11 protein-coding genes are annotated in these 12877 nt (G+C 52.2%); 9 read left to right on the top strand and 2 right to left on the bottom strand.

What is annotated here, in order from left to right; all coding sequences use genetic code 11:
- Positions 1–217 precede the first annotated feature (217 nt).
- The gene (locus ACLRGG_RS06200; protein ID WP_416248893.1) at positions 218–1942 is read left to right on the top strand and encodes a ShlB/FhaC/HecB family hemolysin secretion/activation protein; all 1725 of its coding nucleotides are present in this window, start codon (positions 218–220) and stop codon (positions 1940–1942) included.
- A gap of 88 nt (positions 1943–2030) precedes the next feature.
- A complete protein-coding gene (locus ACLRGG_RS06195) occupies positions 2031–3515 on the top strand; it encodes a two-partner secretion domain-containing protein (protein ID WP_416248892.1) in 1485 nt (494 codons plus the stop codon).
- Between the two features lie 126 nt (positions 3516–3641).
- Here the strand turns inward: ACLRGG_RS06195 and rpmE are convergent, their stop codons facing one another.
- Entirely contained in the window at positions 3642–3854 is a 213-nt protein-coding gene (gene rpmE / locus ACLRGG_RS06190; RefSeq protein ID WP_024966154.1) for a 50S ribosomal protein L31, read from the bottom strand.
- Between the two features lie 213 nt (positions 3855–4067).
- Here rpmE and priA point away from each other — a divergent pair, with 213 nt between their 5' ends.
- From priA to rraA, 7 genes are all read left to right on the top strand, one after another.
- Entirely contained in the window at positions 4068–6266 is a 2199-nt protein-coding gene (gene priA, locus ACLRGG_RS06185; RefSeq protein WP_416248891.1) for a primosomal protein N', read from the top strand.
- A gap of 181 nt (positions 6267–6447) precedes the next feature.
- The gene (gene cytR, locus ACLRGG_RS06180) at positions 6448–7485 is read left to right on the top strand and encodes a DNA-binding transcriptional regulator CytR (RefSeq protein WP_416248890.1); all 1038 of its coding nucleotides are present in this window, start codon (positions 6448–6450) and stop codon (positions 7483–7485) included.
- 173 nt (positions 7486–7658) lie between these two features.
- A complete protein-coding gene (gene ftsN / locus ACLRGG_RS06175) occupies positions 7659–8693 on the top strand; it encodes a cell division protein FtsN (RefSeq protein ID WP_416248889.1) in 1035 nt (344 codons plus the stop codon).
- 89 nt (positions 8694–8782) lie between these two features.
- Positions 8783–9313: an ATP-dependent protease subunit HslV gene (hslV, locus tag ACLRGG_RS06170; protein ID WP_067709404.1), complete on the top strand. Its 531-nt coding sequence runs from the start codon at positions 8783–8785 to the stop codon at positions 9311–9313.
- A 12-nt stretch (positions 9314–9325) separates the two neighbouring features.
- Entirely contained in the window at positions 9326–10657 is a 1332-nt protein-coding gene (gene hslU / locus ACLRGG_RS06165) for an ATP-dependent protease ATPase subunit HslU (RefSeq protein WP_416248888.1), read from the top strand.
- A gap of 198 nt (positions 10658–10855) precedes the next feature.
- The gene (locus ACLRGG_RS06160) at positions 10856–11785 is read left to right on the top strand and encodes a 1,4-dihydroxy-2-naphthoate polyprenyltransferase (RefSeq protein ID WP_416248887.1); all 930 of its coding nucleotides are present in this window, start codon (positions 10856–10858) and stop codon (positions 11783–11785) included.
- Between the two features lie 106 nt (positions 11786–11891).
- Positions 11892–12377 (top strand): ribonuclease E activity regulator RraA, encoded by a 486-nt coding sequence (rraA, locus tag ACLRGG_RS06155; RefSeq protein WP_067709461.1) that lies wholly within the window; start codon positions 11892–11894, stop codon positions 12375–12377.
- Between the two features lie 75 nt (positions 12378–12452).
- Here the strand turns inward: rraA and zapB are convergent, their stop codons facing one another.
- Positions 12453–12692 carry a cell division protein ZapB gene (gene zapB / locus ACLRGG_RS06150; protein WP_067709398.1) on the bottom strand — a complete coding sequence of 80 codons (240 nt, stop codon included), beginning with the start codon at positions 12690–12692 and terminating at the stop codon, positions 12453–12455.
- Positions 12693–12877 lie beyond the last annotated feature (185 nt).

Below are 12877 nucleotides of genomic sequence, written 5' to 3'. Positions count from 1 at the left end.
ATAAATAAACTGCGCATTCACCCGTCTGAAAAATCTATAAAAAAACCCAAAAGTAGCACCTTTTCTGATTATATTATGGATTCTGAGCAAGTAAATATCTCCCTTCCGAGGAAGGGCCGCATACTCCGTAAGATAAAACCAAAACTTTTACTATTGCCTTAAGTTTTCGAAAAAAATATGATCGAATTTAATAATTAATTATTAATAAGAAAAAATAATGGAACATATGTTTACGCTTCCGCGCTATATTCATCTTTCACCCTTTCTTTTTATAATATTAATAGGCTCTGCGTCTGCAGATACTGGAATTTATCAGCAGGCAGGTATTGAAAAACAAATCAGCGATAAAACGATAAATCCAATAGAGCAGGATAAAGCCAGAAGAGATGCCGTTTTACCTGAAACAAAATCGGTCCGTTCGGAAAAACAGAACCTCACCAGGGAAAAGATTACGTTTCCCATTGAAGAGAACTGCTTCAATATCAATGAAATAAAAATAATAAAAGATGACAGCAGATTCAATACTGGCGAAATGTCATGGATAATACAGCAGGCCAGGGGGAAATGTCTCGGCATTGAGAGCGTTCGATTATTAGCGCGAACACTTCAAAATGAAATCATTCGTATGGGTTATATCACTACCCGTATTAACCTGCCGGAACAGGATATTAGCGAGGGGAAACTTAACTTCGAGGTCCTCACTGGAAAAGTGGGTGATATAAAGCTGGAAAAGGGAGGGGCAAACTTTATCAATCTCAAAAGCACCCTGCCTTTTAGCACGGGAGACATCCTCAGGCTGAGAGCGCTTGAGCAGGGAAGCGCGAACCTACAGCGCGTGCCGGGTTCATCTGTAAAAATCAAACTGCTGCCCGGCGAAAATAAAGGTGAGAGCGATCTCTATATTCAGCGAAAACAGGATAAATACTGGCAGATCGGTGCGTGGATGAATGACGCCGGCAGCGCAACCAGCGGCCGCTATCAGGGGGGTGCAACGCTCTATCTGAACAATATTACGTCGTTAAGCGATATACTCTATTTCTCTTATGGTCGCGATATTGATTTTAGTCGTAAGGCCCAGGGGAACACTAACCGCTCGGTAGGCTATTCGGTTCCATGGGGCTTTTGGTGGCTGGACTTGTACGCCAGCCAGAGCAGCTATCAGCAGTACGTACAGGGAGACTGGGCGAGCTGGATGATAAATAACAAAAACCATTATTTCAGCACACAGCTTAACTATCTTATCTTCCAAACGGCAAGTCAAAAATATACCTTTGGGCTACAGGTATTCAACATGGGTGCGCGTTACTTTTTTAATGAAGTAGAACTGGAAAGCATGAATAAAAAAAATTCTGGCTGGAAAGCTATTTTAGAGAATCAGTATAAATTTGATAATACCACGATCAATACCAGTCTGAGCTACCAGCATAAAATGCCCTGGTTCGGCAGTAGCAATACCCCGGACAGGCAGATCGATCTGATCGACAAGCAGGGTCGTGTTGTAGGTATAGATATTCAGTCATCGACCAGCTTTATCCTCAAGGGGCGCTACTTTAACTACTCCCCGCATTTTAATCTTCAGCTCACATCAGACCGACTCTCAACGTTAAATCGCTTCGCTATCGGCAATCGCTGGACCGTACGCGGTTTTGATGGCGAGGTAAACCTACAGCAAAATCAGGGATGGTACTGGCGCAACGATCTCAGCTGGATAATACCTGGCAGTGCATTCCAGCCTTATGCGGGCTTAGACATTGGCCAGGGAATTGGCGGAGGCGAGCCTGCCAGCTACTCAGGAAAAATGCTCATCGGCAGCGTCGTCGGACTGCGTGGATGGCAGTGGAATATCGGTTTCGATCTTTTTGCCGGTGTACCTCTTGCACATCCGGATGGCTTTCATACGGATTCACTCACTCTCGGCTTTTCACTTCAGTGGAGGTATTAAAATCACGACCCTATAAAGAACAATGAGAAACGCTATTTGTACCACAACCTATCATTATCTCAGCACGATTAATTAAGGGACTAATAAAATGAGAAACCACAAATTTAAGTCGATTTTTCTGGCTACTTCTCTTGCGCTCTTTGCGCAATCAGTATGCGCAGCCCCTGCCAGTTATGTACACACCAGCGGGGCTACCGTTGTAGATATCAACAATGCTGATAGCAATGGGCTTTCTCACAATATGTGGAAAGATTTCAATGTGAGTCATAAAGGCATGATTCTGAATAACAGCATGACCGATATTATTCGGGAACAGGGTAACATTGCTAAAAATGGTAACCTAACCTCATCAGCCAAAGTAATACTAAACGAAGTCATTTCAAAGAAATCGAGTGCCCTGAACGGATTTATTGAGGTGGGTGGTCTGAAAGCAGATGTGATTATTTCCAACCCTAACGGTATTACCTGTTCAGGCTGTAGCTTTATCAATACTAACCACACCACCCTGACTACGGGCACCCCAGTGGTGGACAAGGATGGTATATTATCCGGTTTTAAAGTCACCAGGGGTAATATCACCATTAACAAAACCATGACGGCAGACTATACGACATTACTCGCTGACTCATTGATAATTAATGGTCAAATAAAATCAAACTCCATATACGCTACAGCAGGGAATTACATTTATAATCCTGCTGATGGAGATGTGGAGGTCATTACTAAATCTGCCTCAACGGGCATAGATGTAAGCGCGCTGGGCGGGATGACCGCAGGAACAATCTTCCTGACCAGTACCAGTACCGGCGCAGGCGTTAACAATAAGGGAGTATTAAACGCACAGGCACTCCAAATTAACAGCAAAGGTAAAATTACTCATGCTGGCACAATCGAAACAGCGACCAGCGCCGTATTTAATAGCTCAGACGATTTCACTAATGCTACACAAGGTAAGATAATGAGTAATGGGGATATAACGGTAGCCTCATCGACGGATATTACTAATTACGGCTCCATAAGTTCACATTCGGGTTCCATTGCTATGGAAGCGGGTTCTTCATCGAGTGGCAAGGGGCTGAGCATCATTTCTAATCTGTTCACCTCATCTGGAAATATCACCAACAGCGGCACATTAAGCAGCGGGAAAAACATCGGACTCTCTTCTACAAAAAAGGTGAATCTGAACAAGGGAAAACTTGACGCGGGTAATTTTGTCTATATTGCGAGTGATAGCGTCAAAAATGCGACCGCGATTAAGGGCAAAAAAATAGATGTTTTTTCAGACGCTTTTGAAAATACAGGCATAATGCAGGCTTCCACGCAAATGGTCATATTCAGCTCGAAAGATATCACTAATTATGGCACTCTTAAGGCTGATACGCTGGCGTTGAGTACCAGTGGCTCACTGGTGAATAACAAGTGTTCATTGTTCCCTTTCAACGTAAAAGGTACACTTGCTGCAAATAGCCTGATCATCCAGGCACCTAAACTCGCCAGTATTAATCAAATTGGCGGCAATCTTTCTGCTTCAAAAATTTCGTTTAATGTCCCGGTTGCCCCTATCAAAAAGTAATTCTTAACCACAAAAAAAACACCCTGCCAGAAAATCGCCTGGCAGGGTGTTAATGAGCGTTTAAAAAGCCTGGCGTTGCCAGGCTTTGTGTCGCATCCGAAACGGAAACCGTTTCGTTCAACTAGCTTATTTACTACCTGGGATGCTGAAACGCTTGTTGAAGCGGTCAACACGACCACCGCTGGCAACGTCACGCTGCTTACCGGTGTAGAACGGGTGGCATTTACCACACACGTCCAGGTTCAGGTCGTGACCCACGGTTGAGCGGGTTTTGATTTCGTTACCGCAAGAGCATTTAGCAGTAACTTCAGCGTAATTTGGGTGAATACCTTTTTTCATGGGAAACCTCAGTTAAGGCCGTGTCGCTCTCCCGTGCCAGGAATACCCTGCACCGGCACCACACGAAGATTAAAAATTCAGGTGTTATGATACCAAAATGCCGTATCACGGCGGCGGACTATACAGAAATTAACCACCCGCTGCAATCGGATCCGCACATTTCAGAACACACAGTGTACACTATCCCGCTGATAATTTCATCCGGATGAATTCATGCCCGTTGTTCAGGTCGCGCTTCCCGTTCCCCTTGCCCGCAACTTTGATTATCTGTTGCCTTCACACCTGCCTGCGGCGGTGGTTGGCGGTCGCGTCAGCGTCCCCTTCGGCAAGCGAAAAGCCGTGGGCGTGGTGGTGGGGCTGAGCGAAACCAGCGATTTTCCTCTGGACCAGCTCAAAGCGGTCAATGAGGTGCTGGACGATGTTTCACTTTACCCGCCTTCTCTGTGGCATATCCTCCTGTGGGCGGCGGATTACTATCATTATCCGCTCGGTGAGGTGCTGTTTCATGCCATGCCCGTTTTGCTCCGCCAGGGGAAAATAGCCGCCGAGGCCCCGCTTTTCCAGTGGGTCATTAGCGAAACCGGTCGCGCAACGCCGCCGGAAGCATTGAAACGCGCACCGAAGCAGCAGCAGGCCCTATCCGCCCTGCGACAGCGCAGCCTTTACCGCCATGAAATCAGTCAGCATGACATTACCGATGCCACGCTACAGGCGCTGCGGGCAAAAGGCCTCTGCGATTTGCAATCGCTAGCCCGCCAGCGGGAAGACTGGCGCAGCAGTTACGCGGTAATAGGTGAGCGATTACGCCTTAATACCGAACAGGCTACGGCGGTGGGCGCTATTCGTGGTGAGGATGACCATTTTGTGGCCTGGCTGCTGGCCGGGATAACCGGCTCGGGCAAAACTGAAGTCTACCTGAGCGTACTGGAAAACATCCTGGCAAAGGGTGCCCAGGCGCTGGTGCTGGTACCCGAAATTGGCCTGACGCCGCAAACCATCGCCCGCTTCCGCGAGCGCTTTAACGCGCCGGTGGACGTTCTCCACTCCGGCCTGAATGACAGCGAGCGGCTGGCGGTATGGCTGCGCGCCCGCAGCGGCGAGACGTCCATCGTGATCGGCACCCGATCTGCCCTGTTCACCCCTTTTGCCCGCCTCGGCGTTATCATCATTGATGAAGAGCACGACAGCTCCTACAAGCAGCAGGAAGGCTGGCGCTACCAGGCGCGCGATATGGCCGTCTTTCGCGCCAGGCAGGAAAATATTCCCGTAGTAATGGGGTCCGCCACGCCGGCACTGGAAACCCTGCATAATGTGCAAATGGGCAAATATCGCCAGCTCAGTCTCAGCAAACGCGCGGGAAATGCCAGACAGGCCACGCAGCAGCTGCTCGACCTGAAAGGGGTCAGACTGGAGGGTGGCCTGTCCCCGATGCTGATTAAGAGAATAGGTCAGCATCTCAGTGCCGATAACCAGGTGCTGCTGTTTCTCAACCGCAGGGGATTTTCACCTGCCATGCTCTGCCATGAATGCGGCTGGATTGCTGAATGTCAGCGCTGCGACCGCTATTACACGCTACATCAGCATCATCACCAGCTCCGCTGCCACCACTGTGACAGTCAGCGCCCCGTGCCTCATCAGTGTCCACAATGCGGTTCAACACAGTTAGTTCCCGTAGGGCTGGGTACAGAGCAGCTTGAGCATAACCTCACCGCGCTTTTCCCCAGCGTGCCGTTGTCCCGTATCGATCGCGATACCACCAGCCGAAAAGGCGCGCTGGAACAACACCTCGCCGATGTTCATCGCGGCGGTGCCCGTATTCTGGTCGGTACACAGATGCTGGCGAAAGGCCACCACTTCCCCGACGTCACGCTGGTTTCGCTGCTGGACGTGGATGGCGCGCTGTTTTCAGCAGATTTTCGCTCTGCGGAGCGTTTCGCGCAGCTTTACACCCAGGTTGCCGGGCGCGCCGGACGCGCGGGCAAGCAGGGAGAGGTCGTTCTGCAAACCCATCATCCCGAGCATCCTTTACTGCAAACGCTGATGCATGAGGGCTACGATGCTTTTGCACTTCGTGCCTTGAATGAGCGCAAAACCGTCTTTCTGCCCCCCTTTACCAGCCATGCGCTTTTTCGGTCAGACGATCATGATAACCAGCAGTCCGCGCTATTTTTACAGCAGTTACGTAATCTTCTGGAAGCCAGTCCGTTAAAGGATGAAGCGTTCTGGGTGATGGGGCCCGTGCCCGCACTACAGCCTAAACGGGGTGGGCGCTATCGCTGGCAGCTTTTGCTGCAACACCCTTCCCGCGTGCTCCTGCAGCGGTTGCTAAAGAGCACGCTCCCCCTGATCGGCACCCTCCCCCAGGCGCGTAAAGTCAAATGGACGCTGGATGTTGATCCAACGGAAGGCTGAAAGAGATGCTGCTTTGCGAGCTGACGCGAAAAAAGCCGTACAAGTCACATTTTTTATGCAAATTAAGTAACGACGTCCGCTAACATCTGTTAAAAATGTGGCGGGAGTCAAAGGGACTCATTAATTTACCTTACAGGTCGGTGCGACCCGCGACAGGCCGGCTCGGGCAAGGAGAATAGCGTTGGAACAGACGAAAGAGGCAGCGGGGGCGACGATGAAGGATGTCGCAGAAAAAGCGGGCGTATCGACGGCGACGGTTTCGCGCGCCCTGATGAATCCTGAAAAAGTCTCTGCCGCAACGCGCCTGAAGGTTGAAGAGGCGGTGGTCGCGACGGGCTACTCCCCTCATGCTATGGCCCGCAGCAGTAAGCGCAGTGAATCCCACACCATTCTGGTTATCGTGCCGGATATCTGTGACCCCTTTTTCAGCGAAATCATTCGCGGCGTGGAAGAGGTGGCCGCTGCCCAGGGCTACCTGGTGCTGATCGGCGACTGCGCGCACCAGCGTCCACAAGAGAAATCCTTTCTCAACCTGATGCTAACCCGTCAAATTGATGGGATGGTGCTGCTGGGTTCTCAGCTTCCCTTTGATACCAGCGTTGAGGAACAGCGTAATCTGCCGCCGATGGTGATGGCCAACGAATTTGCGCCAGCACGCGAACTCCCTACCGTGCACATTGATAATCTGACAGCCGCCTTTGAAGCGGTCAGCCATCTGCTGAAGCTGGGGCACAGCCGCATTGCCTGTATTACCGGGCCTCAGGATATGCCGCTGTGCCAGTATCGGCTGCAGGGCTATATCCAGGCGCTGAAGCGTAACGACATTGCTGTCGATCCCCACTATATTGTTCCAGGTGATTTCACCTTCGATGCAGGCAGCCGGGCAATGAAATATTTGATGGCACTGCCCAGACGCCCTGACGCGATATTTTGCCACAGCGATATTATGGCGCTGGGCGCCATGTCCGAGGCAAAAATCATGGGTCTGCGCGTACCGCAGGATATCTCGCTGATTGGTTTTGATGATATCGAACTGTCCCGCTACAGCGATCCACAGCTTACGACGGTCGCGCAGCCGCGCTTTAACATTGGCCGTGAAGCTATGAATCTGCTTCTTGCCCAGCTAAAGGGTAAGCCCGTTAACAGCGGCTCCAGGCTGCTAGATTTTGAGGTGAAAATACGGGGTAGTACCGCTCCCTCGTTGAGGGATAAAGAATAATCTGGAAAAAGCACATTATTCGTCTTTAATCAGCGATCGGCTGGCTCAAAACAGTATCGACGCTGGTCAAACTTGCGGCCCTTAAGTAACATGACGGGCTGATAGCCGGGCGCACCTGCAACTGCAACGACTTCGCCCGACCACACCTTTTATTGAAAATTAGTGGAACGATAGTGGCACAAAAAGATTATGTAGGCCGCGGGCGTTCGACAGGGACGCGTCGTAAGAAGACCAACAGCCGTAACAGCCGTAGTAGCAAAAAGCGTAGTGGTGGTTCAGGCGTATCAAAGATAATGGTTGGACTTGCCGTCGCGGTACTGGTGACTTTTGCTGGCGGGCTCTGGTTTATCGCCCATCATAAAAAAGATGATACGCCCATTATTCCCGACCATAAAGCCGTGGGTAATGGCCTGCCGCCCAAGCCCGAAGAGCGCTGGCGCTATATCAAGGAGCTTGAAAACCGCCAGATGAGCGTTCCCACGCCTACCGAGCCTACCGCAGGAGGCGAAGTCCACTCTCAGACTCAGCTAACCGATGAGCAGCGTCAGCTACTGGAGCAGATGCAGGCCGATATGCGCCAGCAGCCCACGCAGCTTAACGAAGTGCCCTGGAATGAACAGACGTCTGCACAGCGCCAGCAAACGCTACAGCGACAACAAACGCAGTTGCAGCAGCAGTCGCGAATGCAGCAGGAGCAGCAAATTCAGCAGCAGCAGGCTCGCGCCCAGCAGCAGATAAGAACGCAGCAGTCGCAGATCCAACAGCAGCAATCGATCCGCGCCCAGCAACAGCAAAATCAGCAGCAGCCCCATGCTCAGCAGCAGGTTCAACAGCAGCAGACGCATATGCTGCCGCAGTCTGCCCCACATCATTCCCAGCCCGCCGCGCCAGTAAGCCACGAGCCGACCCACCAGGCCCCGGTTCAGACGGCGCAGCAGCCAAAAGCGGAGGCTAAGCCGAAAGAGGTTGAGAAAGCGAAAACTCAACGCTGGATGGTACAGTGCGGATCGTTTAAAGGCAGCGATCAGGCCGAGTCTATCCGCGCGCAGCTGGCTTTTGAAGGTTTCGAGAGCCGTATTACCACCGGCGGCGGCTGGAATCGCGTAGTTATTGGCCCTTATAACAGTCGTTCAGGCGCTGACACTACGCTAAAAAGCCTGCGCAGTTCAGGCCATACAAATTGTATCCCTCTCGCTTTGGGGGGTTGAAAGCGCTTAAAGCTACCCCATATCTGATTGCATCAATGCCCCGCAGTTGAGCTGCGGGGTTATCTTTTACTGCAACAAGGGGTCTGCCCGTGACAACAATTGTAAGTGTACGACGCAACGGCCAGGTAGTGATTGGCGGTGATGGCCAGGCTACTCTCGGCAACACCGTGATGAAAGGCAACGTCAAAAAAGTGCGCCGTCTTTATAATGACAAAGTCATTGCCGGTTTTGCTGGCGGCACCGCAGACGCCTTTACCCTGTTTGAACTCTTTGAACGCAAACTTGAACTGCATCAGGGTCATCTGGTGAAAGCGGCGGTGGAACTGGCCAAAGACTGGCGTACCGACAGAATGCTGCGCAAGCTGGAAGCGCTTCTGGCCGTGGCTGACGAGAATGCCTCGCTGATTATTACGGGTAATGGCGACGTCATTCAGCCCGAAAACGATTTGATTGCGATTGGTTCCGGCGGTCCTTATGCGCAGGCGGCGGCGCGTGCCCTGCTGGAAAACACCGACATCGGCGCGCGCGATATCGTGGAAAAAGCGCTGGGTATTGCAGGGGATATCTGCATCTATACCAACCACAATCACACCATCGAAGAATTAGCGTCTAAAGCGTAAGGACCCCCAACTATGTCTGAAATGACCCCACGCGAAATCGTCAGCGAACTGAACAGATTTATCATTGGCCAGGACGACGCTAAACGCGCTGTCGCCATCGCCCTGCGTAATCGCTGGCGCCGTATGCAGCTTAATGAAGAGCTGCGTCATGAAGTCACGCCCAAAAATATTCTGATGATTGGCCCGACTGGCGTAGGGAAAACAGAAATTGCCCGTCGTCTTGCCAAGCTGGCTAATGCGCCGTTCATCAAGGTTGAAGCAACCAAATTCACCGAAGTCGGTTATGTAGGTAAAGAGGTTGACTCGATTATCCGCGATCTTACCGATTCAGCGATCAAGATGGTGCGATCTCAGTCGATTGAGAAAAACCGCTATCGCGCGGAAGAGATGGCGGAAGAGCGCATCCTCGACGTGCTAATCCCCCCGGCGAAGAACAACTGGGGTCAATCCGAGTCGGCCGCGGAACCTTCTGCCGCACGTCAGTCTTTCCGTAAGAAACTGCGTGAAGGCGAACTTGACGACAAAGAAATCGAAATCGATCTGGCGGCCTCTTCCGCCGGCGTGGAAATTATGGCCCCTCCGGGAATGGAGGAGATGACCAGCCAGCTACAGTCGATGTTCCAGAATATCGGCGGTCAGAAACAGAAACCGCGTAAGCTGAAAATCAAAGACGCTATGAAGCTGCTGGTGGAAGAAGAAGCCGCCAAACTGGTTAACCCGGAAGAGCTGAAGCAGGAAGCCATTGATGCCGTTGAGCAGCATGGCATCGTGTTTATTGATGAGATCGACAAGGTTTGTAAACGCGGAGAAAGCGCCGGCCCGGATGTCTCACGCGAAGGCGTTCAGCGCGACTTGCTGCCGCTGGTCGAAGGCTGTACCGTCTCGACGAAGCACGGCATGGTGAAAACCGACCATATCCTCTTTATCGCGTCAGGGGCTTTCCAGGTGGCCAGCCCGTCGGATCTGATCCCTGAACTACAGGGTCGCCTGCCCATTCGCGTTGAGCTACAGGCGCTGACCACCCACGATTTTGAGCGGATCCTCACCGAGCCGAGCGCCTCCGTGACGGTGCAGTATAAGGCACTGATGAATACCGAAGGTGTGGATATTCACTTCACCGATGACGGGATCAGCCGCATCGCTGCTGCTGCCTGGCAGGTTAACGAAACGGCCGAGAACATCGGCGCGCGCCGTCTGCATACCGTGCTCGAACGTCTGATGGAGGATATCTCCTTTGAGGCAAGCGACCTGAACGGACAATCCTTTACCATTGATGCCGACTACGTTGGCAAGCACCTGGATGAGCTGGTGGCCGATGAAGATCTCAGCCGCTTTATTCTCTGATAAGGGTAGATAGCAAAACAAAGGAGGCTCCGGCCTCCTTTTTTATGGCTGGTACGGGCTGACAGACCTGGGGAAGCGCAGAAAAAGGGGGAAAGACTGGCGATATCCTTGATAAGGATTAAGTCCCGCGCGACGGGCTGACGGTAAACTGACCACACTCATGACTCGTACCGTTCTGCCCAGCAGAGGTTTCCTTCTATGACGGAAAATATTCATCCGGCTCCAGGCTACAAGCACGCGCATGCATGGCTGGAGAGCCTGCGTTTACGGACGTTACCGCTGGCATGCGCCTCGATCATCACCGGTTCAGCCCTGGCCTGGTGGCAGGGAGAGTTTAATCCATTGATTGCCTGCCTCGCCCTCCTCACCACCGCGCTGCTCCAGATACTCTCTAATCTGGCGAATGACTATGGTGATGCCCTGAAGGGCAGCGACACGCCAGAGCGCATTGGGCCGCTGCGGGGCATGCAAAAAGGTGTAATAACCCCACGGCAGATGCGCAGTGCGCTGGTAATAACGGTGGGTATGACCGTTATTGCAGGAGTCGCGCTGGTCGTGACATCCTGCCAGTCGGTGAGCGATATGCTGGGGTTTATCGCGCTGGGTGCGCTCGCCATCGTTGCGGCTATTGCCTATACGGTGGGTAAAAAACCTTACGGCTATCTGGGGCTTGGCGATGCCTCCGTGCTGATTTTCTTCGGCTGGCTGGGCGTTATCGGCAGCTATTACCTTCAGGCACACAGCTTTCACAGCGTACTGTTTCTGCCCGCGACGGCCTGTGGCCTGCTGGCGGTAGCGGTGCTTAACGTCAATAATATGCGCGATATCGACACCGACCGTCAGCAGGGCAAATTTACCCTTGCGGTGCGGCTGGGTGCCATTAATGCTCGCCGCTACCATGCCGTTCTGCTGGCTGGTGCCCTGCTGTGCTTCGCGCTGTTCAATATTATTACCGTGCCCGGTGCAGCCGGATGGATCTTCCTGCTTGCCGCACCGTTGCTGTTCCGCCAGGCGCGCGCAATTATGACCCAGACGTCAGCCCTCGCCATGAGGCCTCAGCTGGTCAGAACGGTGAAAATGGCCTTACTGATCAACGTGCTTTTCTCGCTGGGCCTGGCCCTGAATTAATTGCGATGTGCCTGACCTGGCGCAATTTTTGTCCACTGATGATTTTGCCAATGGCCCTGAGAAAGCGATATACTTACGCTCCCTGTGGCAAACAGACGAAACCCTTATGAAATATGATACTTCTGAACTCTGCGACATCTATCATGAAGATGTGAACGTCGTTGAACCGCTCTTCTCCAACTTCGGGGGTCGCTCCTCGTTTGGCGGGCAAATCATCACGGTAAAATGTTTCGAAGACAACGGGCTACTCTATGATTTGCTCGAGGAAAATGGCCGGGGTCGCGTACTGCTGGTAGACGGTGGCGGCTCGGTGCGCCGTGCCCTGGTGGACGCCGCGCTGGCGCGCCTGGCCCTACAGAATGAATGGGAAGGGATCGTGGTCTACGGTTCGGTTCGTCAGGTAGATGACCTTGAAGAGCTGGATATCGGCATTCAGGCTATTGCCGCCATCCCGGTGGGCGCAGCCGGCGAAGGCATTGGTGAAAGCGACATTCGGGTTAATTTCGGCGGTGTGACCTTCTTCTCGGGCGATCATCTTTATGCCGACAACACCGGTATTATCCTCTCCGAAGACCCGCTCGATATCGAGTAACCCGTCCGGCGGCTGTCATACTCCGGACAGCAAAAAGGGTGCCTGTGGCACCCTTCTCTTTTTCAGGCCGTAACCTCAGACTTCTTCCATTTTCCCAAGCAGGGCGCGCAGACGCTCCTGCCAGACCAGCTGCTCTTCCTTAAGGTGCTGATTCTCCCGTACCAGCGAGTCGCTGTTGCCAGCTGCCTGCTGAACCTGCTGATTCAGGTTGTTATTCTGATCTTTTAACTCTTCAATTTCCATTTGCAGCAGGGTGATGGTATCAATCGCCTGCTGTACTTTCGCTTCCAGTTTCTCGAACACTTCAAATGACATTGTAAATGACCTCTCCTAATCGCAGGGCGTTGAAGTTGCCAGCCGCAGCTCATATGGTTAAGCCAGAATTCCCGCGGATAACAACGTTGTTCTGATTGTAAGTAGACAGGTCCGTCAAGTCCAGCAGCGAACCCGCGCAGGGCGAAGTATGTAACAATTTTCAGTCTATACCTGGCGTTAACAAC

The sequence above is a fragment of the Erwinia sp. PPS120 genome, from assembly GCF_047918655.1.
GTDB classification, from domain to species: domain Bacteria; phylum Pseudomonadota; class Gammaproteobacteria; order Enterobacterales; family Enterobacteriaceae; genus Erwinia; species Erwinia tasmaniensis_A.
The sequence above is the reverse complement of the archived record's forward strand: the minus strand, read 5'-3'. Positions and strand labels throughout refer to the sequence as shown.